The sequence below is a fragment of the Bacillus sp. MUM 13 genome (assembly GCF_001866725.1).
GTDB lineage: Bacteria > Bacillota > Bacilli > Bacillales > DSM-1321 > Peribacillus.
In genome coordinates this window covers 1-26,442 of the sequence record NZ_MLYQ01000061.1, presented here as the reverse complement: position 1 = coordinate 26,442, position 26,442 = coordinate 1, and the positions used below count along the sequence as shown (strand labels likewise).

Sequence of the window (26,442 nt, the reverse complement as noted above, 5' to 3'; positions counted from 1 at the left end):
TTGAAATTTGTATGGATCAGCAGAATCATCGGTGGAATTCTCCTTGTTTCGCTAATAGCATTAGGGTTATACCAGCCGCTTCAAGAGTATATTTCGATACCAAATAAAATTGTCCTTTTTGAAGGAGAACATTATAGTTTGCCTAAATCAATGCCTGTAACGGCAGCAGTGCCGTCTCATGATAAAGGGATTTCCCTTGAAAAAGAAAATGATTCTCTGCATGTTAATGCTGAGAGGCCGGGAACTGATGAACTTTTATTGGATTTTGCAGGATTTCCGATTAAAAAAGTAGACGTTCAAGTAATTAAAGATTTCAAAGTCATTCCGGGAGGGCAATCCATTGGAGTTAAGCTGAATACGCTTGGTGTCCTGGTTGTCGGCCATCATCTGGTAGATACGGTTAAAGGGAAAAAATCACCCGGGGAACTGGCTAAGGTGCAGATTGGAGACATCATCACAGAAATTAATGGCCATGTCATCAAGAAAATGTCTGATGTAACTCCGTATGTACAAGCTGCCGGAGAAAAGGGAAAACCGCTGAACCTGGTCATCAGCCGCGAAAAGAAAACCATTAAAACTGCACTATATCCCTTAAAGGATAAAAATGAGGGTTCTTATAAACTGGGCCTTTATATCAGGGACTCTGCAGCGGGTATTGGCACCATGACCTTTTTTCATCCTGATTCAAAAAAATATGGGGCGCTTGGCCATGTGATTTCGGATATGGATACCAAGAAGCCTATTGTCGTGAAAGATGGGCAAATCGTGCGTTCGACAGTTACGTCGATAGAAAAAGGCAGCAATGGAGATCCGGGAGAAAAATTAGCCCGTTTTTCATCCAACAGGAAAATCATTGGAAATATAGTCAGGAACAGCCCTTTTGGCATTTTCGGCACGCTGAACGAACCAATGGGCAATGGAATAGCTGATAAACCGATTCCCATCACTTTATCACATGAAGTAAAAGAGGGGCCGGCGCAAATTTTGACGGTTGTGGACGGTTCTAAAGTGGAAGCATTTGATATTGAAATCGTGAGTACAATTCCTCAGAAGTTTCCGGCAACAAAGGGTATGGTTATTAAAGTGACTGACAAGGAGCTCCTTGAAAAAACAGGAGGAATTGTCCAGGGCATGAGCGGAAGCCCGATCATTCAAAAAGGCAGGCTAATCGGTGCCGTTACACATGTGTTCGTCAATGATCCAACAAGCGGATATGGAGTCCATATCGAATGGATGCTGAACGAAGCAGGTATCAATATCTATGATAAAGCAGTGAGCTATCCAAAGGCCAGCTGACTGCTGGAAAAAAAGGAGCTGAATGTCAGTTCCTTTTTTTGCTGTATATATTGCTGTCAGCGGTCCCTGGGAGCTTCCTCCGGAAAAAGACCTTTTCCAAAAGGTCCTTCTCTTAAGGTGTTTTTGTTGGGTCCACTGAGCCTAAGGAGCGAGACTCCTCCAAAAGGTGAGAACCCGCAGGCGCAGCCGGCTCACCGTCTGCCCCGCGGAAAGCGGGCATCTGAAGCAGAAATCAGCCACCTTGTTCCATAGCCTCAAAGTTTACGGAAACAGCTTTCAACAAAAAAGAATTCGGAAGCCTGATTTTTAAAAATGTGTTAAAATAAAGATAATTCGACAAATGGGATAAGGATTGACAAATATAGTCGAAAATAAGAGATATCACGAGAAAAATATTGATTAGGTATAATTTTTAGAAAAATAAAAGGAAATGAGTATCCATTGTCGAAAATTTCAATTACAATAGATTTAATATTATAGAAAAAATGACCAATTGTAGTTGAGGAGGAAATCAAAGGTGAAAAAAATCCAAGTTTGCATAGTTGATGATAATAGAGAACTTGTTGCTCTGCTCGAAGAATATATTTCGTCTCAGGAAGATATGGAAGTTGTCGGGGTGGCCCATAATGGACAGGATTGTCTTGGAATGCTCGAAGGGACGGATCCGGATATTTTGATTCTGGATATTATCATGCCGCATCTTGACGGGCTGGCCGTTTTGGAAAAGCTGCGTGAAATAAAGCGGGGCTCAATGCCGAATGTCATTATGCTTACTGCATTTGGGCAGGAAGATGTCACGAAAAAAGCAGTGGATCTCGGAGCATCTTACTTTATATTGAAGCCGTTTGATATGGAAAATCTTGCGAATCACATCCGCCAGGTGAGCGGGAATTCTGTGCAGATGACCGCGAAGCCATCGTTCAGCTACCGTTCCCAAAATGAGTCCAAGCCAAGAAATCTTGATGCAAGCATTACTAGCATTATCCATGAAATTGGTGTGCCGGCTCATATTAAGGGTTATTTATACCTTAGGGAAGCGATTTCCATGGTTTATAATGATATCGAACTGCTTGGCTCTATAACAAAAGTGCTTTATCCGGATATTGCCAAAAAATACAATACCACAGCGAGCCGTGTAGAACGGGCAATCCGCCATGCGATTGAAGTTGCTTGGAGCAGAGGGAACATTGATTCGATTTCTTCGCTGTTTGGCTATACAGTCAGTATGACTAAAGCAAAACCGACAAATTCAGAATTTATTGCCATGGTAGCTGATAAGCTTCGTCTGGAACATAAAGCTTCTTGAAAAGGCTAGGATAATGTTCTGGTGTAAACACATAGATGGAAAAATGATGATCTCAGGCTTGTTACTTTTACCCCGCTTCATTTCATCACCTTTTTTTCTGCAATCCATTACTTTCAGATATTTTTCAGGAAGCAGAGCCTCGCAGTTGATGAGGCTTTTTTTTATTATATAGCAACGTACGTTCTATTTACAATGATTATAGAGTGGTTATGTGCAGATTTTTTAAAATATTCTTAGTACTTTAATGAAATATATGGTAAACGAATTATTTTCTTTTATAATTATAGGAAGAAAGGACGAAAATATTTGCCGCGGAAAGGAATATATTCCTATGCTTATCGAAGAAAATGAACATTTGCTGATTGAAGAAGAAAATGATGTGATTTATATAACGGTCTTAAAAAAGGGTTTTTCACTTCTGGATATGAATCCGCTGCTCACGAAGCATCCGAGAATCCTTATCAGTCAATTTAAAGCATTGAGGGATGCAGCTGCTGAAGGAAAAGGGGAGAAAGTTGCAATTGGAGAGCTGAAGCCTGAGATAGATTGGAGCGTGTCCCCGGATTTAATGTCTGCCTCCATTCGTTTAAACTGCACGGAAAAAGATTTGGCGGAAAATTACGGAGACTATTTGTCCAAAATAATGGCTGCTCTACGTGAAAAAGGTATCGTTGAGGGCGTGTTAGCCGAGACACTAAGAAAGGGTTTGCTTGCACAACAGGATATCTTGATTGCTCAAGGCCTTGAACCTATTCATGGCAAAGATGCTGTCATCACATATTTTAAAAGGTCCGTGCGGAAACCTGCGATAAAAGAAGATGGAAAAGCGAATTACTATGATATGAGTTTTCTTGATGAAGTGAAAACAGGCGCTTGGCTCGGAGAAAAAATTCCGGTTACTGAAGGTGTGGCTGGAAGAAATATTTTGGGTGACTACATATATCCCAATAAAGGCGCAAACAAAAAATGCATGTATGATAAAGATACTGTTGGAGCTTTTAAAGAGGGAGACAAAATCGTCCTGCGGGCACTCAAGGATGGAGTCGTTGAATTTGAGGGCGGAAAAATCAAAGTAGGGAACCATCTCATCATTGAAGGTGATGTAGGTCCTGAAACGGGAAACATTGACTTCATCGGTTCTGTGACGGTAAAAGGAACGGTGATGGCTGGCTTTGCTGTCAGGGCGGAAAGGGATATTTCTGTTTTAAGTGAAATGGGTGTACATAATATTGATGAAATTGAATCAAGAAATGGTGATGTGTTTATCAAAGGAGGTATTTTCGGAGGCAGCAGATCTAAGATCAAAGCCTGCGGCAGCATATTTGTGAAACATAGCAATGATTGCATTTTGGAAGCTGGCGACAATATACATATCGGGTATTATTCTATTGGCAGCGACCTGAAGGCAAATAACATTATCACAGATGAGAAAAAAGGGAGATTAATCGGCGGGAGAGCTGAGGCGTATGGGAAGATTAAAGCAGCAGTGATAGGGAATATCCTTGAACGGAAAACAATTATTCAGGTAACCGGTTTTGACCGGAGTAAACTTATAGAAGAGCTGAACAGTCTTCTTCATTGTTATAAAGAGAAAATGGTGCGGTCGGAAAGCCTGAAAGTACGGCTTGAGGACATGGCGGGTGATGAGTCTGCGGAAGGGAAGGACTCAAGATGGGAACAAGTGCAAAGAGAATACGATGAAGTGATAGCGGAAATTTTTCAGTATGAAAAACAAAGAAAGTCCTTAATGGAAATTCTTGAAGCTAAGGGAGAAGGTGAAGTCACGATTGGGGAAAAAGCATTCCCCGATACGACACTTCAGATCAAAAGCTTAAGCAAAAGAATTCATCAAGCCACAAAGGGAACTTTTTACTGTCAGGACAACTCGATGCATTTTGAATAATTGCAGAAATTATTATGTTATGACCATATTTTTCATCTCCATTCATAGAAATAGGGTAAGCCTGTTTTTATGGAAGGGGATGTTTTTTTGACGCAAATTTTTGCACATAGAGGATCAGCGGGGACACATCCTGAAAACACGATGATTTCCTTTGAAGAAGCTTACCGGGCAGGGGCTGACGGCATAGAAATCGATGTTCAGCTGACAAAGGATGGGAAAGTTGCGGTTATTCATGACGAAAAACTGGACAGGACTACCAGCGGAAAAGGATATATAAAAGACAGCAGCATGGCTGAAATTAAACGGCTGAATGCAAGTCATAAATACACCGGGAAATATGGGAAAACGGCTGTGCCGGAGCTTGAGGAAGTACTGGACTTTCTTCGGGGCACGAATTTGATGTGCAATATTGAATTGAAAAACGGGGTATTTTTATATCCTGGCATGGAAGAAGCCGTTATCAAGCTGGTCAGAGCTTACAGGATGGAAGAAAGAATCATATTTTCATCATTCAATCACTACAGCCTGATTTATTGTCATAGGCTGGCACCTGAAATTGAAACAGCGCCGCTATACCGGGATGGGCTATTCATGCCTTGGATCTATGCGAGGGCAATTGGGGCAAAAGCGATGCATCCGTCTATAGCCTGTGCCCCGGATCCTATTATTGAAACGGCAATAAAAGAAGGAATCAAGACAAGGCCATATACAATCAATAGCGAGGATAAGATGAAGAGGCTATTTGAAATACGCTGCAGTGCTATTATTACAGACTACCCCGAAATCGCAGTAACACTCAAAAAAAATTACCAATGAAGCTAAAATTAGAGAAGCCCCATGCCAAAATGAAGGAAAAAAAGCCGGACTTATTACAAAATAAGTCCTGCTTTTTATATGTATTCCTGCCAGGGTGCTGATTAACACCCGGCCGCATGGGGTATTTCTGTGCTATTTGAATCGGGCAGTGACTTTTTTATTTTTCCTGTCACGATGCAGGATAAATCCGGCTATGAATCCGACGCCGGCGACCATAAGGATAAATCCGGTTAAGCATTGAAGCCAGAGAAAAGGAAACGGGAACTTTAAGATGCCAAACAGCATATCTCTCATAATGGCAATTCCATAGACTGCAAACAATCCGGGAATAAAAAGGATTAAAAAGGCTACCAATCGTCTCATAAAATATCCCTTCTTTGCTAAAAAAACTCTCATTCAAAATGATAAAGTATAAAAAAAAATTGTCAAGCTTGTTTTCATTGATTAAAATGAAGGAGAATACTATGAAAAATATTGCGCATTTTAGTTGATACTATGAAAGAAATTGCATACAGGCAGGAGGCTCTTTCTTTGCAAAAGGTTTTGTTAATCGGGGGAGGAAAAGAAGGCAACGCCATATTGAAGCTCCTCGCAGAAAGTGATGTTTTTCAGGTGGTCTGTGTAGCGGATATCAACCCGCAGGCTCCTGGCATAGTTGAAGCTGGCAGAATTGGCATTCCGTCTGCTTCTGACTGGAGAAGTGTCGAGGCCGATTCTTATGATATTATCATTGAAGCAGCTGGAAATAAACAGCTGGCAGATGAAATATACCAAGTTTCCAATGGCCGCAGCGTCCTTATTCCGGGTGAAGTGGCATCCATTCTTGCCAGGCTTTTCGAAGACAAAAGGGCGCTTATTCAGGAACTGGAAAAGGAAACCTCCAAGCACGATTCAATTTTCAATACACTTAATGACGGCATGATCGTCATTAATAAAGAGGGCTATATCACACTTTTTAACAAAAGTGCCGAAAAGATTACAGATTCCACGCGAGATAATGTGATTGGCAGGCATATTCTGGAGGTCATCCCGACAAGCCGTCTGCCGGTGATTATCCACACTAATCGCATGGAAGCCAATCAGGAGCAAATTCTGAACAACGGCCTGAAAATTATTACCACCAGGATGCCGCTGCTGGATGAAGATAATAACGTTATCGGCGCCTTTGCGGTATTTAAGGATATTACAGAAGCTGTGAACCTTGCAGAACAAGTTACTGATTTAAAAGAAATCCAGACCATGCTCGAAGCCATTATCCAATCAAGCGATGACGCTATATCTGTTGTGGATGAAGAGGGCAGGGGGCTTTTGATCAATCCTGCTTACACACGAATAACAGGCCTCAGCAGGGAACAGGTAATCGGACAGCCGGCAACTGCAGATATTTACGAGGGAGACAGCATGCATATGCAGGTGCTTGAAACGAGAAGGCCTGTGAGGGGCGTCAATATCCGTGTAGGCCCTAAACGCAGAGAGGTTATTGTTAATGTGGCTCCAATTATCGTGGATGGGCGGCTGAAAGGCAGTGTCGGGGTTATACATGATGTTTCGGAAATTCAAAAGCTTACCCAGGAATTAAATCGGGCTAGACAGATTATCCGCACACTGGAAGCTAAGTATACATTTGATGATATCATCGGAGAATCTGAAGAAATGAAGCTTCCGATCCAGCAGGCCAAGCTTTGTGCAAGAACGCCTGCAACCGTTCTTTTAAGAGGAGAATCTGGAACGGGCAAGGAGCTCTTCGCACATGCCATCCATAATGCGAGCGATAAAAAATATAATACTTTTGTCCGGGTGAATTGTGCAGCCATATCAGAGTCCCTTCTTGAAAGCGAGCTTTTTGGCTATGAAGAAGGTGCCTTTTCAGGCGCAAAAAGAGGCGGAAAAAAAGGCTTCTTTGAAGAAGCGAACAATGGCAGCATTTTTCTCGATGAAATAGGTGAACTCGCAGCCAATATCCAGGCTAAACTTCTGCGCGTTCTTCAGGAAAATGAAGTTGTCAGAGTCGGCGGCACGAAGCCTATTCCAATTAACGTCAGAGTGATAGCTGCCACAAACCTGAATCTGGAGAAGGCCATTGCAAATGGAAGCTTCAGGGAAGATTTATATTTCAGGCTGAACCGGATGCCCATTCATATTTCGCCGCTGCGAAGCCGGAAGGAAGACATCGGGGAACTTTGCGGCCGACTCATCCAGAAAATCAACCAGGAATATGGCAGGAATATTGAGGGGATTACTGATGATGCCATTAAAAAATTAAAGCAATATAACTGGCCGGGCAATGTCAGGGAGCTTGAAAATGTTCTTGGCCGGACCATTATTTTTATGAAGCTTAATGAAATGGTCATTGATGAAAAGCATATACCGGATTTTCTTGAAAGTGACGATGACACCGCATCCATTCAAAAAGGAATAAAACCGCTACAGAATTCAGAAAAGGCCACACTGGCTGAGGTTATGGATCAGTTTGAGAAACAGACGCTCATGGAAGCGCTGAGAGAACACGGAGGCAATAAAACAAATACTGCAAAGACTCTTGGAATATCAATCAGAAATTTGTATTATAAAATGGAAAAGTACCACCTTGAAAATTTTAGCGTGCAATAATTTGCAAAACATGCAAGAAATTTCAGGTTATGATATGTTTATGAAGTCTGCAATGCTTGTTAAAAAGGATTTTATGATTTGGCACGCATCTTGCATATAAGTTATGTGTGAGGTAATCTTTATATCACTAGGAAGGCTCTGCTGCAGATTGGCAATAAGGCGCGGTGCTCCTTCTATGGGGAACTCTCGCATGTCCGGAGGTACGGAGCCTATCCGTCCGCAGAAAGAGAGTGCCTATACACAATGTCAGGAGAGGCTGGCGATGGGCAGGCAGGGAATTAGCCTTTTGTTATGCCCGCCATCATGACGTAGCCGTGAGACGATACATAAAAGCCATGCAATAATCTGCACAGCTTTCTTTAAGCTTAACGTACATGATATTCACTCTCTGGCACAAATATGCTTATGCTTATTCAAAGGACCTGACAGGGATTTCCCTGCTTGCGTGTGAAAAAGCAAAGCAGCCAATCAAATAAACTGCATCTTTTGGGGAGGATTTTTTAAATGGAAATTTTTCAATATCTGGAGAAGTACGATTACGAACAGCTTTTGTTTTGCCAGGATAAACAATCAGGGTTAAAAGCCATTATTGCCATTCATGATACCACTCTGGGACCTGCACTTGGCGGCACACGCATGTGGACTTATGCATCAGAGGATGCGGCCATTGAGGATGCCCTGCGCCTTGCGAAAGGGATGACATACAAAAATGCAGCAGCAGGATTGAATCTTGGAGGCGGAAAGACGGTCATCATCGGCGATCCGCGCAAAGATAAAAATGAAGAAATGTTCCGTGCGTTCGGAAGATATATCCAAGGCTTAAATGGCCGCTATATCACTGCTGAGGATGTCGGCACAACTGTAGCTGATATGGACCTTATCCATGAGGAAACCGATTTTGTTACAGGCATCTCGCCTGCATTCGGCTCTTCAGGCAATCCGTCCCCTGTAACAGCTTACGGGGTGTACAGAGGAATGAAGGCTGCTGCTAAAGAAGCATTTGGAACTGATTCTCTTGAAGGGAAGGTCATTGCCGTTCAGGGAGTTGGAAATGTTGCATACAACTTGCTGCGCTACCTGCACGAAGAAGGAGCTAAGCTGATTGTAACGGATATCAATGCAGAGTCTGTAAAAAGAGCTGTTGACGAATTCGGTGCAAAAGCTGTAGATCCTGATGAAATTTATGGAGTGGAATGTGACATTTATGCTCCTTGTGCTCTTGGAGCGGTAATTAACGATGAAACCATTTCAAAAATTAAAGCTAAGGTTATTGCAGGAGCTGCAAACAATCAGCTGAAGGATACCGCGCATGGAGACCAGATTCATGAAATGGGAATTGTCTATGCACCTGATTACGTAATTAATGCCGGCGGAGTTATTAATGTTGCCGATGAACTATATGGCTATAACCGAGAGAGAGCCCTTAAAAAGGTTGAAGGCGTTTATGCGAGCATTGAAAAAGTTATCGAAATTGCCAAGCGTGACTCCATCCCTACTTATTTAGCGGCTGACCGCATGGTTGAAGAAAGAATTGAGCGGATGAGAAACTCCCGCAGCCAATTCCTTCAAAACGAAAAAAACATATTGAATCGCCGTAAATAACCGGAATAGTTCTTTAGCTTGAAGGTCTTGCTGAAGCATTAGCTATACGGACCTGGAAAATACGCTGCTGTGAATTAGAAGGCTGACCATGAAGATGAGTCAGCCTTTTTACGGAATCCTGTTTGCGGAACAGGAGGGCCCACTTTAGAAACAATTTTTGTTTTCGGATGGGTTCATTTTGCATCTATATTGCGTTTGGAGGGTCGGAAGGTGCCTGAAACAAGACATCGGATTCTGGTGATTAATCCGGGTTCCTCTTTCACGAAAATTGGTGTTTTTGAAAACGAAAGATCTGTTATGGACCGGACGGTTTTACATGATGCCGGCTCCTTTCGGGAAAATGAGGCTATTGCTGCCCAATATGGGTTTAGAAAGAAGGCCATTTTAGAAACACTTGATGAAGAGGGTATCAACCTTTCCAAATTCCATGCCGTTTGCGGACGCGGCGGGCTTTTAAGAGCAATTGAAGGCGGCACCTACCTGGTGAACGAGGAAATGCTGGCGGACTTGAAATCGGGATTTAATGGACAGCATGTTTCTAATCTGGGAGGCATTTTAGCATTTGAAATTGCAGACGGTTTGAATATCCCTGCCTTTATCGTGGATCCCGTTGTAGTCGATGAGATGGAGCCGGCTGCCAGATTTTCAGGATTTCCTTTAATTGAGAGAAAGAGCATATTTCATGCGCTCAATCAAAAGGCGGCTGCAAGAAAAGCGGCAGCAGAAAAGAAAAAGAAGTACGAAGACCTCCAATTGATTGTAGCCCACATGGGACAGGGAGGCATTACCGTCGGGGTACATAAAAAAGGGAAAGTCATAGATGTCAATAATGGCCTGGACGGCGATGGGCCATTTACGCCGGAACGCCCTGGAACTGTTCCGGCCGGTGATTTAATCAGGCTCTGCTTTTCGGGAAATTATTCCTGCAAGGAGATGATGGAGCTTTTAACACAGAAAAGCGGGCTTTTTGGCTACCTTGGCACAAGCAATCTTTCAAAAGCGGAAAAGATGGGTGAATGCGGCGACAAACAGGCAGAAGCTGTTTATGAGGCCATGGCCTATCAGGTTGCCAAAGAAATCGGTGCCGCAGCTGCCGTGCTTTCAGGCCAGGTCGACGCCATCGTTTTAACAGGAAGCCTTGCTTATGAAAAGGGCTTTTCAGGAGCCATTTCCGGGAGGGTGAGCTGGATAGCAGATGTCTTTGTCCATCCAGGGGAAAATGATATGCAGGCACTTGCCGAAGGCTCTCTCAGGATTTTAAGATCAGAGGAAGAAGCAAAGAGATACCCAGACTGCACGTCCATTAGTGCGGAGGAAATCCCGGGGCTTTACTTCGGATGAAGGCAGAATGCAGAAAAATACAGTGATCAAATCAATGATTCTAAAATCAAAGTATATGCAGGAGGCTTTATAATATGGCTGAAGAATATGATCTTGTCATACTTGGCGGAGGGACGGGCGGTTATGTAGCCGCTATCCGTGCAGCGCAGCTTGGGCTTAAAACAGCTGTTGTAGAAAAAGGTAAGCTTGGCGGGACATGCCTTCACAGAGGGTGCATCCCATCCAAAGCGCTGCTAAGAAGTGCAGAAGTATACAGCACTTCAAAGAACAGTGAAGAATTCGGTGTAGTGACAGGTGAAGTGAGCCTGAATTTCCTAAAGGTCCAGGAGCGCAAAAACAAAATTGTCGAGCAGCTTCATAAAGGAGTTCAGCATCTGATGAAACAAGGTAAAATCGATGTATTTGAGGGAACAGGCAGAATCCTTGGACCATCCATTTTCTCTCCGCTTCCCGGCACGGTATCCGTTGAAATGAACAATGGCACAGAAAATGAAATGCTTATCCCAAAAAATGTGATTGTGGCAACAGGATCAAGGCCAAGGACACTTCCCGGACTTGAAATCGACGGCAATCTGGTGCTTACCTCAGAGGAAGCCCTTCAGCTTGAAAGCCTGCCGGCATCCATGATTATTGTTGGAGGCGGGGTCATCGGGATAGAGTGGGCATCCATGCTGAATGATTTTGGTGTGGAAGTGACAGTCATTGAGTATGCAGACCGAATCCTGCCGCTTGAGGATAAGGAAATTTCAAAAGAAATGCAGCGGCTATTAAAGAAAAAAGGCATAACCTTTGCAACTGGAGCTAAAGTGCTTCCTGAAACGCTGAAAAAAGACGGCAATGTGGTCATTTCGGCTGAAATGAATGGCGGTACGAAAGAGTTCACTGCAGATAAGATGCTCGTCTCTGTCGGAAGGCAGGCAAATGTGGAAGGCATAGGACTTGAAAATACGGATATCCAGCTGGAAAAGGGCTATATCGCCACAAACACCATGTTCCAGACGAAAGAATCCCATATCTACGCGATTGGCGATTGCATTGGCGGCCTGCAGCTTGCCCATGTTGCCTCCCATGAAGGTATTACGGCTGTTGAGCATATAGCCGGGGAAAATCCGCATCAAATGGATTACAGCTTGGTCTCTAAGTGTATCTATTCAAGCCCGGAGGCTGCCAGTGTAGGTTATACAGAAGAAGAAGCAATAGCCAAAGGCTTCACAGTCAAAAAGGGGAAATTCCCGTTTAAGGCGATAGGTAAAGCCTTGGTATTTGGTGAATCAGACGGATTTGTCAAGATTATCGCCGATGAGAAAACCAATGACATCCTTGGTGTTCACATGATCGGCCCGCACGTGACAGATATGATATCTGAAGCAGGGCTTGCTAAGGTGCTGGATGCAACTCCTTGGGAAGTTGCCCATACCATCCATCCTCATCCGACATTATCGGAGGCAATCGGAGAAGCGGCACTCGCTGTGGAAGGCCTGGCCATCCACGCTTGATGTTTTGTGTGCCTTTTGGCGCATCTGCAATACCTGGGAAATGTTTGATGTCCAGCTTAGCGGGTCTTCCCGGAAGGCTGGATTGCAGCTCATCGGAGTAAACGAGATATAAAGAATTTTTCTATTAAATTTTAACCTGTCAGGAGGGTTATATGATGGTTGAAAATCGTCATAAAGAGTTAGGCCTAAGCAATGAAACGGTGCTGGAAATGTATGAAACCATGCTGCTTTCCCGCCGTATTGATGAAAGAATGTGGCTATTAAACCGTTCAGGAAAAATACCTTTCGTAATTTCCTGCCAGGGGCAGGAAGCGGCCCAGGTTGGCGCTGCTTTTGGCCTTGACCGGAATAAGGACTATGTTCTTCCTTATTACCGTGATGTAGGTGTTGTGCTTGCATTCGGAATGACAGCAAAGGACTTGATGCTGTCAGGGTTCGCGAAAGCAGAAGACCCTAACTCAGGCGGACGCCAGATGCCTGGACATTTCGGACAGAAGAAAAACCGGATTGTAACTGGATCCTCTCCTGTTACTACACAGGTTCCTCATGCTGTTGGAATTGCCCTTGGAGGCAAAATGGAAGGCAAGGACCTGGTAAGTTTTGTTACGTTTGGCGAAGGTTCATCCAATCAGGGTGATTTCCATGAAGGAGCCAACTTTGCCGGAGTCCACAAGCTTCCAGTCATTTTTATGTGTGAAAATAATAAATATGCCATTTCTGTCCCAATCGAAAAGCAGCTTGCATGCGAAAATGTATCTGATCGTGCAATTGGGTACGGAATGCCGGGAATAACTGTAGACGGAAATGATCCTCTTGAAGTATATGCAGCAGTAAAGGAAGCGGCTGACCGCGGACGCCGCGGAGAAGGACCCACTTTGATTGAAACAGTTTCATACCGCTTCACACCGCATTCAAGTGATGATGATGACCGCAGCTACCGTGCTCCAGATGAAGTAGCTGAAGCAAAAACGAAGGATCCGGTCATTATGTTTGGCGCCTACTTAAAAGAAACAGGCGTGTTAAATGATGAATTGGAAAAGCAAATAAATGATAAAGTCATGGAAATCGTAAATGAAGCAACAGACTATGCAGAAAATGCACCATATGCAGATGCAGAGTCAGCTTTTAATTACGTCTATGCAGAGAAATAGGGGGAAGTAAAATGCCGGTAATTTCTTATATAGATGCTGTTACGATGGCGATTAGAGAAGAAATGGAAAGAGACTCCCGCGTCTTTGTACTTGGAGAGGATGTCGGGAAAAAGGGCGGCGTGTTCAAAGCAACAAACGGGCTGTACGAGCAATTCGGCGAACAGCGTGTAATGGATACGCCCCTTGCTGAATCAGCGATTGCAGGAGTTGGAATCGGTGCAGCCATGTATGGAATGAGGCCGATTGCAGAAATGCAGTTCGCAGATTTTATCATGCCTGCCATAAACCAGATCATTTCAGAGGCAGCGAAAATCCGCTACCGCTCGAATAATGACTGGACATGCCCGATTGTGGTCCGTGCTCCTTATGGCGGCGGTGTTCATGGAGCGCTTTACCATTCACAATCTGTTGAATCCATTTTTGCCAATACTCCTGGCCTTAAGGTTGTTATGCCTTCTACACCTTATGATGTGAAGGGTTTATTAAAAGCAGCAATCCGGGATGAAGATCCTGTCCTGTTTTTTGAACATAAACGGGCATATCGCCTGATTAAGGGAGAAGTGCCAGCTGATGACTATGTGCTTCCTATCGGGAAAGCAGATGTGAAACGCGAGGGAGATGACATTACAGTCATTACATATGGTTTATGTGTGCATTTTGCGCTTCAGGCAGCTGAAAAATTAGCCAGCGACGGAATTTCTGCGCATGTTCTTGATCTGCGTACAATATATCCGCTTGATAAGGAAGCAATTATTGAAGCGGCTTCCAAAACCGGAAAAGTGCTGCTTGTTACAGAGGATAACAAAGAGGGAAGCATCATCAGTGAAGTTTCTGCCATAATTGCGGAAAATTGCCTATATGATCTTGATGCGCCAATCATGAGGCTTGCAGGACCTGATATCCCGGCGATGCCTTATGCACCGACCATGGAGAAACACTTCATGGTTAATCCGGAAAAAGTAGAAAAAGCAATGAGAGAGCTAGCTGAATACTAATATCATTCCTAAAAGGAGGTCAATGCATTGGCTATCGAGCAAATGAAAATGCCCCAGCTTGGCGAAAGTGTAACAGAAGGAACAATCAGCAAGTGGCTGGTTAAACCCGGTGACCATGTCAATAAATATGATCCAATTGCTGAGGTAATGACAGATAAGGTAAATGCCGAAGTGCCTTCTTCCTTTACAGGCACGATTAAGGAATTAAAGGCAGAGGAAGATGAGACCCTTGCAGTCGGCGAAATCATCTGTACGGTAGAAACAGAGGAATCAGGCGATAATGGATCTTCTGTACCAGCCCAAGCAGAACAGGCACCTGTTAAAGAAGCTGCTGCCCCTGTTTCCGGCGGACAAGCAAAAGCCAGATATTCACCAGCTGTTTTGAAGATCTCACAGGAAAATGGCATTGATCTGTCCCAAGTGTCAGGCACAGGAAAAGACGGACGTATTACCCGTAAGGATTTAATGAATATTATTGAATCCGGAAATATTCCTGCTGCTGCTGCCGAGTCAGGTCCAGAGTCAAAAGCAGCTTCAGATATTGCCGCACCACAGGCCGCTCCTCAGGCAGCAATCAAGCAAGCTCCAGATCGTGTCCGTACAGAGCAGGCTTCTGTGCCCGTTTCACATGGAGATAAGGAAATTCCTGTAACAGGCATCAGAAAAGCCATTGCAGCCAATATGCTGAAGAGCAAGCACGAGGCGCCTCATGCGTGGACAATGGTAGAAGCAGATGCAACCAATCTTGTCGCATACCGTGATTTGCGAAAAGCTGAATTCAAGCAAAAAGAAGGCTACAACCTTACCTATTTTGCTTTCTTTGTAAAAGCTATTGCACAGGCTCTTACGGAATTCCCTCAAATCAATTCGATGTGGGCAGGAGACAAAATCATCCAAAAGAAAGACATCAATATTTCAATTGCTGTCGCGACAGAAGATGCCTTGTTTGTTCCTGTCATCAAAAATGCGGATGAAAAAACAATCAAGGGTATTGCACGCGAAATCACAGAATTAGCGCAAAAAGCCAGAACAGGAAAACTGAAGGCTGATGAAATGCAGGGCGGCACGTTCACGGTGAATAATACCGGTTCATTTGGTTCTGTACAATCGATGGGGATTATTAACCATCCTCAGGCAGCGATTATTCAAGTGGAATCCATTGTGAAACGTCCAGTAGTGATTAATGGCATGATTGCTATACGCGATATGGTTAATCTTTGCTTATCTCTTGATCACCGTGTGCTGGATGGACTTGTTTGCGGAAGATTCCTGGCTAGGGTCAAGGAGATTATCGAAAACATTTCCAGTGAGAATACTTCTATTTATTGATTGATTCATGCATGTAAACGCCGGCTTATGCCGGCGTTTTTTTTTTGGAATTACTGAACATCAATAAAAGCATTTCAAAATAAAACCCTATTCCATTTTTTTTGATAGTTAAATATGTTAGAATATTGATATTATTCATGTATCTAAAAGGAGGGCAGTTTTCTTGTCCATACTGACTGAGCGTTCGCTCTGTATGCTCCAATGGAGAAAGCAGATTTAATGCTGTATGGAAAAAAGAAAGCGATTACAATGGATCTGAAAAATGTTAAACATCTGTCATTTCCCGAAGCTTCCTTTCAGAAATGGAAGGAAGCTATAGAAGAAAGTTTAAAAGGAAAAAGCATCGATCGCTTACAGACCCTTACATCTGAAGAAATTGCCCTGCACCCCCTTTACACAGCGGAAAACAGCACAAGAGAGGAATGGCCGGGGCTCTATCCTTATACAAGAGGCATTTCGGCTGCAGGCTACCGTGAACAGGAATGGCTTGTATGCCAGCCTGTTTCCGGCACAAGCAGAGGAGAGGCAAACCGCAGGATACAGGAAGCCCTGAAAAGGGGTCAAAACGCCATATTCTTTTCAGCAGATATGCTTCCAGGCAGCATAGAAGAAGCAAACGAGCTTTTTAACAATCTGCTTTTGACGGAGATTCCGATTTTTTTGGATGTATCGGGCAAGCAAAACCAGTTTTTCTCCTTGCTGAATGATTACTGCAAACAGTCTTCCATTGATTCGGGCGAGCTTAGCGGTGTCATGGCAGAGGATTTAATAGCAGAATGGGTTGTGAACGGAAAGATTCCAGAATATCCGGAATTATATTTTAAACGCTGGTTCTCTGCAATCAAGGAGGCCCAAGAACGTTTTCCGGATGTAAAAACCATTCTCATAAAATCACCAGTCTTCCATAACGGGGGGGCGAATGCTGTGCAGGAGCTTGCTTTATCGCTTTCTTCAGCCGTCAAATATTTGGAGGAAGGGCAGAAGCAGGGACTATCCCTGTTTGAAATCACTTCTAAAATGGTATTCTCCTTTTCATTGGATTCCAATTATTTTATGGGCATTGCGAAGCTGCGTGCCGCCCGCCGTCTGTGGGCCATATTGTCAGAAGCGTACGGAGCGCCGGGTGACTGGTTTAAAATGCATATTCATGCTGTTACTTCCGAGGTTACTGAAACACTGTATGACCGTTATGTTAATGTTCTCAGGACGGCGGGCCAGGCCTTTTCTGCAGCAATTGGCGGCATCCAATATCTTCAGGTTCACCCATATGACCATGTTCAGGGGAATTCCGGGGAATCAGCAGAGAGAATCGCCCGCAATATCCAGAATATTTTGAAGGAGGAAACGCATATTACATCTGCTGCCGATCCCGCAGGAGGTTCATGGTATGTTGAGCAATTGACAAATGAACTGTCGGATAAAGCATGGAGGAAATTTCTGCAGATCGAGCAATCAGGAGGAATTCTCCAAGGGTTGCTGACAGGAAGGATCCAAGGGGAAATCAGGGATGTTTATGAGAAAAAAAGGCTTCAAGTTGAATTACGGAAGGATAGTCTGATAGGGACAAATGTCTATCCTGATCCGGGAGACCATGCATTGACCCCTGGCAAGATTGACATTTCTTATCTGGAGACGGATTCTGCCTTCGTTGATATAGAACCAATCAAAACAGTGCGCCTGTCTGCCGGGTTTGAACAGCTAAGGCTTCGAAGCAACAAACATAGTCAGAAGACCGGACATCCGCCAGTGATGGGGATAATCTGCCTGAAGGATCAAAAAACCCATAAACCCCGCCATGATTTTATTGCAGCACTGGCAGCTTCAGGGGGAATTGAAGTTTCTGCGAGCGCCGGCCTTCATTCCGCTGAAGAGGCAGCCTCATTTGTGAAAAATACTAATCTGCCGGTCTATTGCCTGTGCGGAAGCGATGACAGTTATCAGGAGCTTGGGCTGCAAATACTCCAAGAAATTAAAAGAGAGTATCCCAAAAAGAGGATGTATGTGGCCGGATTGCAGACAGGGGACGCTTTTGAGGCGCTGGCAGGGGCCGGTGCGGACTATCTTTATAAGGGAATAAACGCGGCAGCTATTTTAACACAATTGCTTAAAGAGCTGGGAGTGAATGAAGATGATAAAGCCTGACTTTTCCAAAGTTAACCTTTCCCAAACAGCTGTAGAAGGCTCAAGAAAAGAATGGAAAATGAAAGCGGAAGAAGCTGTAAATGCCCAAATTGAAGATTTGCTTTATGAAACAAATGAAAAAATCTCCATTAAACCTTTATATGAAACTATGGATTCCGAAAACCTTGAGCATATGAATGGTTTTCCCGGTATTGCGCCATATACAAGAGGCCCTTATCCCTCCATGTATGTGAACCGCCCATGGACAGTCAGGCAGTATGCGGGCTTTTCTACGGCAGAGGAATCGAATGCCTTTTATCGGCGCAACCTTGCCATGGGGCAAAAAGGGCTCTCGGTTGCTTTTGATTTAGCAACCCACAGGGGATACGATTCCGATCATCCCAGGGTCGTAGGTGATGTTGGAAAAGCTGGTGTGGCAATAGACTCCATTCTTGATATGAAGAGGCTCTTTGATGGGATTCCCCTGGATAAAATGTCAGTTTCCATGACCATGAACGGCGCTGTTCTCCCTATTCTCGCGTTTTATATTGTAACGGCGGAGGAACAGGGAGTCACCCAGGAGAAGCTGTCAGGAACGATCCAAAATGACATATTAAAAGAATATATGGTCCGCAATACGTATATATATCCTCCTGAAATGAGCATGAAAATCATTGCGGATATATTCGAGTATACGTCAAAATATATGCCAAAGTTCAATAGCATCAGTATATCTGGATATCATATGCAGGAAGCTGGTGCCCCAGCAGATATCGAACTTGCCTATACACTGGCTGACGGGCTGGAATATGTCCGCACAGGGATGAAGGCAGGAATTGACATAGACTCATTCGCTCCCCGGCTGTCTTTCTTTTGGGGTGTTGGAATGAATTATTTCATGGAAGTGGCAAAAATGAGGGCTGCCCGCTTTATCTGGGCAAAGCTGATGAAGCAGTTTAACCCGCAAAATCCTAAATCCATGGCACTTCGGACACATTCGCAGACCTCTGGATGGAGCCTGTCCCAGCAGGATCCTTTTAATAATGTAACCCGCACGCTGCTTGAAGCCCACGCAGCAGCTCTTGGGCATACACAGTCACTGCATACAAATGCACTTGATGAAGCCATTGCGCTGCCTACCGACTTTTCTGCAAGAATCGCCAGGAATACTCAGCTCTTTCTTCAGGAGGAAACTGGTATTACTAAGGTGATTGATCCATGGGCAGGTTCATATTATCTGGAATCCTTGACAAATGGATTGATTGAACGGGCATGGGAGCATATTGAAGAAATAGAAGCACTCGGGGGAATGGCTAAAGCGATTGAAACTGGACTGCCCAAAATGAGAATCGAAGAAGCCGCAGCAAAACGGCAGGCAAAAATTGATTCAGGACAGGAAACCATTGTAGGAGTAAATAAATACCGCCTTGAAAAAGAAGATCCGATTGAAATTCTCGAAATTGATAATACGGCTGTACGCGAAAGCCAAATCAGAAAACTTGAATCTTTAAAACTAGCAAGGGACGAAGAAGAAGTCCATATGGCTTTGAAGCAGCTTGCAGATGCAGCAGCAAGCGGAAGGGGCAATCTGCTGGAATTCGCTGTCCAGGCAGCACGAAGCAGGGCTACACTTGGAGAGATTTCTGATGCGGTTGAAAAAGCGGCAGGGCGGCATAAAGCGGCAATCCGTTCGATCAGCGGTGTATACAGCGCAGCCTATTCCCAAAATGCAGATATGGAAGAAGTACAGGAAATGACAAGGGAATTCATGGAGAATGAGGGAAGGCGCCCAAGGCTGCTAATGGCAAAAATGGGGCAGGATGGCCATGACCGCGGAGCAAAGGTTGTATCAACAGCATTCGCTGATTTAGGGTATGATGTCGATATTGGCCCGCTTTTCCAGACTCCGGAGGAAACAGCTCTCCAAGCTGTTGAAAATGATGTGCACGCAATCGGAATGAGCTCGCTTGCAGCTGGCCATAAAACCTTACTGCCGCAGCTTGTCAGTGAATTAAAGAAACTGGGCAGAGAAGATATTGTGGTCATTGTGGGAGGCGTCATACCTGCCCAGGATTATGATTTCCTTCTGCAAAACGGAGCTTCGGCTATTTTTGGCCCTGGAACGGCCATCCCGCAATCAGCAAAAATGGTCCTGCAGGAAATCTACCGCCGCCTCGGCTATGAGGAAGTGGCGGAATAATGCCAGATCATAAACCTGAATGGAAGGATGAAAACAGCCAGGAAGGATTTGCTTCTTCTTATATAAAAGGAAAAGAGGCTGTTTCAGACAATGACAGCAGCAGGCCGGGGAAATTCAAGAAAAAACAGGAGAAGCCTGAAGATCTTGATGAGCTGAAAGCGGGAATACTGGCAGGGGACCGTGCAAGTCTTGCCAAAGCCATCACTCTTTGTGAAAGCAATGCTTCCAGGCATTTTGAAACGTCACAAAAACTTCTCCAGTCCATTCTTCCTTTTACAGGAAATTCATTGCGGATAGGAATTACAGGTGTGCCCGGAGCCGGGAAAAGCACATTCATCGAAGCGTTAGGAATGTTCTTATGTGAAAAAGGCATGAATGTGGCAGTCTTGGCCGTTGATCCAAGCTCTTCTGTAAATGGAGGAAGTATTTTGGGTGATAAGACGAGGATGGAGGAGCTCTCGAGAAACAAAAGAGCCTTCATCCGCCCTTCCCCGTCAGGCGGCACTCTCGGCGGCGTGCACCGCAAAACCCGGGAAACCATGCTCATGTGCGAGGCTGCCGGATTTGATGTCATCCTGGTCGAAACAGTGGGTGTCGGGCAGAGCGAAACAATTGTCAGGGACATGGTGGATTTTTTCATGCTGCTTGTTCTGACTGGAGCGGGGGACGAGCTCCAGGGAATGAAAAAAGGAATATTGGAGCTTGTTGATGCCATTATTGTCAATAAAGCAGATGGTGATAATAAAAAAGCAGCCCAGCGCACAAAAATGGAATACAGCCGGATCCTTCATTTTCTGCAGCCTGCTACACAAGGCTGGGAAGCGAAAGCCTGCACCTGCTCATCTCTAACCGGGGAAGGAATTAATTCCATCTGGGAAATGGCCGGACAGTTTGCCGGAGATGCCAAAAAAACGGGTGTGTTTTTTGAACGAAGAAGAATGCAGTCCAAGCAATGGCTTTATGCCCTCATTAATGATAACCTGCATGATTTTTTTTACAGAGATGAAGGAGTAAAAAATCTGCTCCCTGTAATTGAAAACCAGGTCATGTCAGGCAGCAAAACCATTGCAGCGGGAGTACAGGAAATTTTCCATGTGTTCTTTGAAGGCAATTTTCATAAAAAATAGCAAAAAAAAGGGATAGCAGCATCTGCTATCCAAGGTCAGGAATTAGGGGTGTCACGATTACATTTTACTTATTCCCGATATTCGCCATGTTAAACCGATTATTTATCAAAGCTGATATATTGAATCCATACAGGTAAGTTGATAAAATAAGAGTGTATAGTTAAACTTGGAAGGAGAATTATTATGAGCATGGATTTCAATATTTTTATGAATGATGTTGTAAAACAAGCCCGCGATGAAATTAAAAACGCTGGATATACAGAATTAAAGACACCTGAGGATGTTGAATCTGCATTTTCACAAAAGGGAACGACCCTTGTTATGGTAAATTCAGTCTGCGGCTGCGCAGGAGGAATTGCAAGGCCAGCGGCTGCTCACTCCGTTCATTATGATAAGCGCCCGGATCACCTGGTAACTGTATTTGCAGGACAGGATAAAGAGGCAACGGAAAAAGCGAGAGCCCATTTTGAAGGCTATCCGCCATCTTCCCCATCTTTTGCACTGCTGAAAGATGGCCAATTTGTTACCATGATCGAAAGACACGAAATTGAAGGCCATGACCCAATGAGTGTTGTGAATAAGCTGCAAGGATACTTCGAGCAATACTGTGAAGAAGTATAAAAATTAAGAGATCCGATGATTCGGGTCTTTTTTTGTGCTCATTTCTTAAAAGTTGTTACTTTTTAATGTATTTTGTGGGGCAATCCCATTGTTAAGTCAGGTTGATTGGAGAGTAAGGTGCGAGACTCCTGCGGGAAGGGGAGACCCCGCAGGAACAGCCGAGGAGGCTCAGCGCCTGCCCCGCGGAAATGAGTAGAAATCAACCACCTTGTTCCATAGCAACAAAGTTTAAGAAAACAGTCTTTTTTATGAAGAATTATCAGTAAACGCTTTCTTATAATCATTAAATATACATAAATAATTAAGGATAATAGTTTAAAATATTATTTTTATGAATAATATTGCATAAAAATTTATATGTGTTAAAATACATTTTATCGTATAGTTATTAAAAAATAATCAAACAGAAAATTATCGGAGGAAATCATCATGAGTATAAAAAGAAAACTTGGACTCTTGCTATCTATTATTTTGCTGGCTGGTGCTCTTGCTGCCTGCGGAACATCCGGAAACAAGGATGGAGCAAACAGCAGCGGAGGGAAGACACTTACAATGGCAACTTCTGCGGATTATCGGCCATTTGAATATGTGGAAACATCCACAGGAGATGAAATTAAAGGCTTTGATGTAGATTTGGCTAAGTTAATTGCTAAAAAACTTGGCTACACAATAACTGTTAAGGACATGGATTTTAATGGACTGGTGCCGGCCCTTCAAAACAAACAGGCCGACTTCGTCATGGCAGGTATGACTCCAACCCCTGACAGAAAAAAGAGTGTAGACTTCAGTGATGTTTATTACACGGCGAATCACATGATTGTTGCGAAAAAAGACAGCAATATCAAAACTCCTCAGGATTTAAAAGGAAAGACAGTAGGCGTCCAGCTTGCTTCCATCCAGGAGGGCATCGCATCAGACCTTGTGAAAAAGGATAAAATCAGCCTGAAGATAGAAAAAAGAAACCGAATTCCAGAATTAGTGGAGGAAATAAAAGCAGGCCGCTTTGATGCTGCCATCATCGAGGATACAGTTGCGAAAGGTTACCTGAAAGGCAACAAAGACCTGACAGGAAACGTGATAAAAACAGCCCAGAATGGGGCAGGATCTGCTATTGCTTTCCAAAAGGGAAGCAAGCTGACTGATAAATTCAATAAAGAACTAAAGAAGCTGCAGGATGATGGAGAAGTGAAAAAGCTTGTCATAAAATGGTTTGGAGATCAAGCTTCAAAATAATTTGAGCTTTCCACTGGTGAAGCGTCCAGAAAGCATCATGCCTTCTGGACGTTTTTCCGCGCTTGTCCCTTATTTACGGGCTATGGATAGATTAATAGGAAAGGGCGAAGAACATGAATCTTGATTTTAAAAGCATTATGCCGTCCCTCCCATATATTTTGGGAGGCATATCAACAACGATAAAAGTAGTCATCGTTGCTGCAATTATTGGTTTTGTACTTGGGATACTATTATCTCTATTAAAAATAAGCAAAATTAAAATTTTAAATTGGATTGCTGATTTTTATACCTCGATTTTCCGGGGAACACCGCTCGTTCTTCAGCTGATGCTCATTTACTTCGGTTCGCCTCAGCTGTTTGGCGTGCAGATTGAAGCCTATGAAGCTGCATTTTTATCATTCGGATTGAATTCAGCAGCATATATCTCAGAAATTATCCGCGGGGGCATACTCGGCGTGGACAAAGGCCAAAGAGAAGCGGCTTTGGCACTGGGAGTTCCCTACAGAAGCATGATGCTTAATATCATACTCCCGCAGGCAATTAAAAATATCCTGCCAGCGCTAATGAATGAATTGATTTCTTTGACCAAGGAATCAGCGGTGGTAACGACCATTGGACTTGGAGACATTATGAGGCGCGCCTATATTGTCGGCGGGGAAAAGTATAAGTTTTTTGAGCCCATCCTATTTGCCGGGGTCATCTATTATGTAATGGTCATGATTCTTACAATCATCGGAAAAGTAATTGAAAGGAGGATGAGGCGCAGTGATTAAAGTTGAAAATCTCCGTAAAAGCTTTGGAAAGCTTGATGTGCTCAAAGGCATAAGCACAACAGTGAAAGAAGGAGAAGTTGTCGCAATCATCGGTCCATCCGGCTCAGGGAAATCGACCTTTTTAAGATGCATGAATCTCCTTGAACAGCCGACAGAAGGCACCATTACCATTAACGGAATGGAAGTCACGGATAAAAAAACCAATATTATGAAGGTGCGTGAAAATGTTGGCATGGTCTTTCAGCATTTTCAGCTCTTCCCGCATAAAACAGTCATGGAGAATCTGACATATGCTCCTATGAAGGTTAAAAAATTGTCCAAAAGCGAGGCAGAAGGAAAGGCAATGGAGCTTTTGAAAACTGTAGGCCTTTCGGATAAGGCAAATGAATATCCGGTCCGTCTTTCCGGCGGGCAAAAACAGCGTGTGGCCATAGCACGTGCTCTTGCAATGAATCCAGGCGTCATTTTGTTTGATGAACCTACATCGGCTCTTGATCCGGAAATGGTTAAAGAAGTTTTGTCAGTCATGAAGAACTTGGCGGATACAGGCATGACGATGTGCATTGTTACACATGAAATGGGATTTGCCCGTGAAGTGGCAGACAGGGTGTTGTTCCTCGATGATGGAGTCCTTGTTGAAGACAGCTCGCCGCAGGAATTCTTTTCTAACCCAAAAAGCCCGCGGGCAAGAGACTTTTTGGAAAAAGTGCTTTAAACGGGTCCAGGTAAGCTCAAAAAGTGAGCCGGATTATAAGCCAGCCATGATAGAATAAAAGAAAGGGGCTGCCTCCAGCGTCATCATTGGTGACTTAATGGAGCAGCCTTTTTTGTGATATTTTCGGATGGCCATTTATATGTGATTTTTTTCACACATGTAAAATTGCCTTAAATGAGGTATGATTATTTGTAAGATATTTTTTGATAGAGCAAGATAATGTATAACGAAGAATTTGCGGCAAGGTGGTACAAAACATGTTTAAAATAAAAATCGGTTACCGGACCATTAAAACGGCTGTCGGGACAGCGCTGGCAATTATTCTTGCCCAGCTTTTTGATCTGCATAGTTTTCCTTCTGCAGGCATCATAACCATTTTGTGCATTCAAGCCACAAAAAAGAAATCTCTGCGGGCGTCATGGTCGCGGTTTCTGGCCTGCATGCTTGCGATGATTTTTTCAAGCTTCCTATTCGATGCCATCGCTTTTCACCCTCTTGTAATCGGCCTGATTCTTCTGCTGTTTATTCCTGCAACTGTAGCATTAAAAATCAATGAAGGAATCGTGACAAGCAGCGTCATCATCCTGCATCTATATTCAGCAGGGCGCATCACTCTCAATTTATTGCTAAATGAAACAGCTTTGATTGCCATTGGAATCGGAGTGGCGCTTGCGATGAACTGGTATATGCCAAGCGTTGAAAACAAAATGATCCGTTATCAGGAGGAAATAGAAGAAAACTTCAGCAGGATACTCCGGCAAATTTCAAAGTACCTGAGAACAAACGCCAGCGACTGGGACGGGAAAGAAATTACTGTGACAAACAACATCATAGCCGAAGCGAAATCCCTTGCCTTTCGGGATGTCGAAAATCATTTCCTGCGTGAAGAAGATATTTATTATCATTATTTTAAAATGAGGGAAAAGCAATTCGATGTCATTCAGCGAATCCTTCCTCTCGCCGCGAACATTCCAGCAAAGGTGAAGCAAAGCGGGATGCTTGCTGATTTTATTAAAGACTTGGGTGAAAATGTCCACCCCCAGAATACAGCCATCATTTATCTTGAAAAACTGAAAGTAATGGAAGAGGACTTTAAACAAATGGAGCTTCCCAAATCCAGGGAAGAATTTGAATCAAGAGCTTCTTTATTTCAGCTGATGAAGGAAATGGAAGAGTACCTGATGCTGAAGCATTCCTTCAAAGGTTTGCCTCATAGGGGCAAGGTAAGAATGAAAAAAAGGGCAACTGCTTAAACTAAGCAAAACAGAAGGAAAGAAAGGATTTTTCCAATGAAATTTTTGCTTTCTTTATTGCTCGCAGTTTTCCTGTTCCCTGTATCAGCATCAGCTCTTCAGCCGGGGAATTCCCTGGTTATCATTAATAAGTCTTCAAATAAGCTGGCCTTTATAAAAGATAACAAGGTGCAGCAGGTTTATCCCGCAGGAACCGGGAAAAGCGATGATTTAACACCTGAGGGCTTGTTTACGGTTAAAGTGAAAGCAGTGGATCCTTATTACCGGAAAAAGGATATACCCGGCGGTGACCCCAGAAATCCGCTTGGAACAAGATGGATTGGTTTTGATGCAAAGGGGACGGACGGCAGGATCTATGGAATACATGGTACAAACGATCCTTCTTCAGTTGGCAAGCACATATCCCATGGCTGTGTAAGGCTTCTCAAAGAAAATATAGAAACTCTTTATGAAATGGTGCCGATTGGGACAAAAGTCTTGATCACAAAATCCAGCAAGGATTTCCAAAGCATCGGGCGCCAATATGGAGCAATTCAATAAAAAAGAGAGAAAAT

At 43.7% G+C, this 26,442-nt stretch carries 21 protein-coding genes; 20 read left to right on the top strand and 1 reads right to left on the bottom strand.

Annotated elements, in window-relative coordinates; all coding sequences use genetic code 11:
- The 4 genes from spoIVB (at position 1) to BIV59_RS14975 (ending at position 5,321) form a co-directional block, all read left to right on the top strand.
- Positions 1–1,296, top strand: a complete 1,296-nt coding sequence (gene spoIVB, locus BIV59_RS14990) for a SpoIVB peptidase (RefSeq protein ID WP_071352254.1) — start codon at positions 1–3, stop codon at positions 1,294–1,296.
- A 517-nt stretch (positions 1,297–1,813) separates the two neighbouring features.
- Entirely contained in the window at positions 1,814–2,602 is a 789-nt protein-coding gene (spo0A, locus tag BIV59_RS14985) for a sporulation transcription factor Spo0A (protein WP_071352253.1), read from the top strand.
- 331 nt (positions 2,603–2,933) lie between these two features.
- Complete coding sequence (locus tag BIV59_RS14980; protein WP_170846164.1) at positions 2,934–4,505, top strand: DUF342 domain-containing protein; 1,572 nt, start codon at positions 2,934–2,936, stop codon at positions 4,503–4,505.
- Positions 4,506–4,592: 87 nt separating this feature from the next.
- Positions 4,593–5,321: a glycerophosphodiester phosphodiesterase gene (locus BIV59_RS14975; RefSeq protein WP_071352251.1), complete on the top strand. Its 729-nt coding sequence runs from the start codon at positions 4,593–4,595 to the stop codon at positions 5,319–5,321.
- Between the two features lie 132 nt (positions 5,322–5,453).
- Here BIV59_RS14975 and BIV59_RS14970 read toward each other — a convergent pair whose 3' ends face one another.
- Entirely contained in the window at positions 5,454–5,684 is a 231-nt protein-coding gene (locus BIV59_RS14970) for a DUF2627 domain-containing protein (RefSeq protein ID WP_071352250.1), read from the bottom strand.
- A 168-nt stretch (positions 5,685–5,852) separates the two neighbouring features.
- Between BIV59_RS14970 and BIV59_RS14965 the strand changes: the two genes are divergently transcribed.
- The 16 genes from BIV59_RS14965 to BIV59_RS14890 all read left to right on the top strand — a co-directional run bounded on the left by BIV59_RS14965 (position 5,853) and on the right by BIV59_RS14890 (position 26,428).
- Entirely contained in the window at positions 5,853–7,931 is a 2,079-nt protein-coding gene (locus BIV59_RS14965) for a sigma 54-interacting transcriptional regulator (protein WP_071352278.1), read from the top strand.
- A gap of 504 nt (positions 7,932–8,435) precedes the next feature.
- Positions 8,436–9,533 carry a branched-chain amino acid dehydrogenase gene (gene bcd / locus BIV59_RS14960; protein ID WP_071352249.1) on the top strand — a complete coding sequence of 366 codons (1,098 nt, stop codon included), beginning with the start codon at positions 8,436–8,438 and terminating at the stop codon, positions 9,531–9,533.
- 210 nt (positions 9,534–9,743) lie between these two features.
- Positions 9,744–10,874 (top strand): butyrate kinase, encoded by a 1,131-nt coding sequence (buk, locus tag BIV59_RS14955; protein ID WP_071352248.1) that lies wholly within the window; start codon positions 9,744–9,746, stop codon positions 10,872–10,874.
- A 74-nt stretch (positions 10,875–10,948) separates the two neighbouring features.
- A complete protein-coding gene (lpdA, locus tag BIV59_RS14950; protein WP_071352247.1) occupies positions 10,949–12,370 on the top strand; it encodes a dihydrolipoyl dehydrogenase in 1,422 nt (473 codons plus the stop codon).
- A gap of 155 nt (positions 12,371–12,525) precedes the next feature.
- Entirely contained in the window at positions 12,526–13,521 is a 996-nt protein-coding gene (locus BIV59_RS14945; protein WP_071352246.1) for a thiamine pyrophosphate-dependent dehydrogenase E1 component subunit alpha, read from the top strand.
- Positions 13,522–13,532: 11 nt separating this feature from the next.
- Positions 13,533–14,516, top strand: coding sequence for an alpha-ketoacid dehydrogenase subunit beta (locus tag BIV59_RS14940; protein WP_071352245.1), 984 nt, complete (start codon positions 13,533–13,535; stop codon positions 14,514–14,516).
- Positions 14,517–14,543: 27 nt separating this feature from the next.
- Positions 14,544–15,845 carry a dihydrolipoamide acetyltransferase family protein gene (locus BIV59_RS14935; protein WP_071352244.1) on the top strand — a complete coding sequence of 434 codons (1,302 nt, stop codon included), beginning with the start codon at positions 14,544–14,546 and terminating at the stop codon, positions 15,843–15,845.
- A 219-nt stretch (positions 15,846–16,064) separates the two neighbouring features.
- Positions 16,065–17,987, top strand: a complete 1,923-nt coding sequence (locus tag BIV59_RS14930; RefSeq protein ID WP_170846163.1) for a methylmalonyl-CoA mutase family protein — start codon at positions 16,065–16,067, stop codon at positions 17,985–17,987.
- A complete protein-coding gene (gene scpA / locus BIV59_RS14925) occupies positions 17,974–20,166 on the top strand; it encodes a methylmalonyl-CoA mutase (protein WP_071352243.1) in 2,193 nt (730 codons plus the stop codon). Before BIV59_RS14930 ends, scpA begins: the two co-directional genes overlap by 14 nt.
- A complete protein-coding gene (meaB, locus tag BIV59_RS14920) occupies positions 20,166–21,293 on the top strand; it encodes a methylmalonyl Co-A mutase-associated GTPase MeaB (protein ID WP_071352242.1) in 1,128 nt (375 codons plus the stop codon). The genes scpA and meaB overlap by 1 nt, the downstream gene beginning before the upstream one ends.
- Positions 21,294–21,476: 183 nt before the next feature.
- Positions 21,477–21,914 carry a BrxA/BrxB family bacilliredoxin gene (locus BIV59_RS14915; RefSeq protein ID WP_071352241.1) on the top strand — a complete coding sequence of 146 codons (438 nt, stop codon included), beginning with the start codon at positions 21,477–21,479 and terminating at the stop codon, positions 21,912–21,914.
- 435 nt (positions 21,915–22,349) lie between these two features.
- Positions 22,350–23,147: a transporter substrate-binding domain-containing protein gene (locus BIV59_RS14910; RefSeq protein WP_071352276.1), complete on the top strand. Its 798-nt coding sequence runs from the start codon at positions 22,350–22,352 to the stop codon at positions 23,145–23,147.
- Between the two features lie 113 nt (positions 23,148–23,260).
- On the top strand, positions 23,261–23,920 hold the full coding sequence (locus BIV59_RS14905; RefSeq protein WP_071352240.1) for an amino acid ABC transporter permease: 660 nt from the start codon (positions 23,261–23,263) through the stop codon (positions 23,918–23,920).
- Positions 23,913–24,635 carry an amino acid ABC transporter ATP-binding protein gene (locus tag BIV59_RS14900; protein ID WP_071352239.1) on the top strand — a complete coding sequence of 241 codons (723 nt, stop codon included), beginning with the start codon at positions 23,913–23,915 and terminating at the stop codon, positions 24,633–24,635. The genes BIV59_RS14905 and BIV59_RS14900 overlap by 8 nt, the downstream gene beginning before the upstream one ends.
- 257 nt (positions 24,636–24,892) lie before the next feature.
- Positions 24,893–25,888, top strand: a complete 996-nt coding sequence (locus BIV59_RS14895) for an aromatic acid exporter family protein (RefSeq protein ID WP_071352238.1) — start codon at positions 24,893–24,895, stop codon at positions 25,886–25,888.
- Positions 25,889–25,924: 36 nt separating this feature from the next.
- A complete protein-coding gene (locus BIV59_RS14890) occupies positions 25,925–26,428 on the top strand; it encodes a L,D-transpeptidase (protein WP_071352237.1) in 504 nt (167 codons plus the stop codon).
- The last annotated feature ends 14 nt before the right edge of the window (positions 26,429–26,442 follow it).

Coding starts and splice junctions, on each gene's coding strand:
- BIV59_RS14980 (WP_170846164.1), top strand. CDS start 2,934: ATGCTTATCGAAGAAAATGAACATTTGCTGATTGAAGAAGAAAATGAT.
- BIV59_RS14970 (WP_071352250.1), bottom strand. CDS start 5,684: ATGAGACGATTGGTAGCCTTTTTAATCCTTTTTATTCCCGGATTGTTT.
- bcd (WP_071352249.1), top strand. CDS start 8,436: ATGGAAATTTTTCAATATCTGGAGAAGTACGATTACGAACAGCTTTTG.
- lpdA (WP_071352247.1), top strand. CDS start 10,949: ATGGCTGAAGAATATGATCTTGTCATACTTGGCGGAGGGACGGGCGGT.
- BIV59_RS14945 (WP_071352246.1), top strand. CDS start 12,526: ATGGTTGAAAATCGTCATAAAGAGTTAGGCCTAAGCAATGAAACGGTG.
- BIV59_RS14940 (WP_071352245.1), top strand. CDS start 13,533: ATGCCGGTAATTTCTTATATAGATGCTGTTACGATGGCGATTAGAGAA.
- BIV59_RS14930 (WP_170846163.1), top strand. CDS start 16,065: ATGCTGTATGGAAAAAAGAAAGCGATTACAATGGATCTGAAAAATGTT.
- scpA (WP_071352243.1), top strand. CDS start 17,974: ATGATAAAGCCTGACTTTTCCAAAGTTAACCTTTCCCAAACAGCTGTA.
- meaB (WP_071352242.1), top strand. CDS start 20,166: ATGCCAGATCATAAACCTGAATGGAAGGATGAAAACAGCCAGGAAGGA.
- BIV59_RS14915 (WP_071352241.1), top strand. CDS start 21,477: ATGAGCATGGATTTCAATATTTTTATGAATGATGTTGTAAAACAAGCC.
- BIV59_RS14905 (WP_071352240.1), top strand. CDS start 23,261: ATGAATCTTGATTTTAAAAGCATTATGCCGTCCCTCCCATATATTTTG.
- BIV59_RS14895 (WP_071352238.1), top strand. CDS start 24,893: ATGTTTAAAATAAAAATCGGTTACCGGACCATTAAAACGGCTGTCGGG.
- BIV59_RS14890 (WP_071352237.1), top strand. CDS start 25,925: ATGAAATTTTTGCTTTCTTTATTGCTCGCAGTTTTCCTGTTCCCTGTA.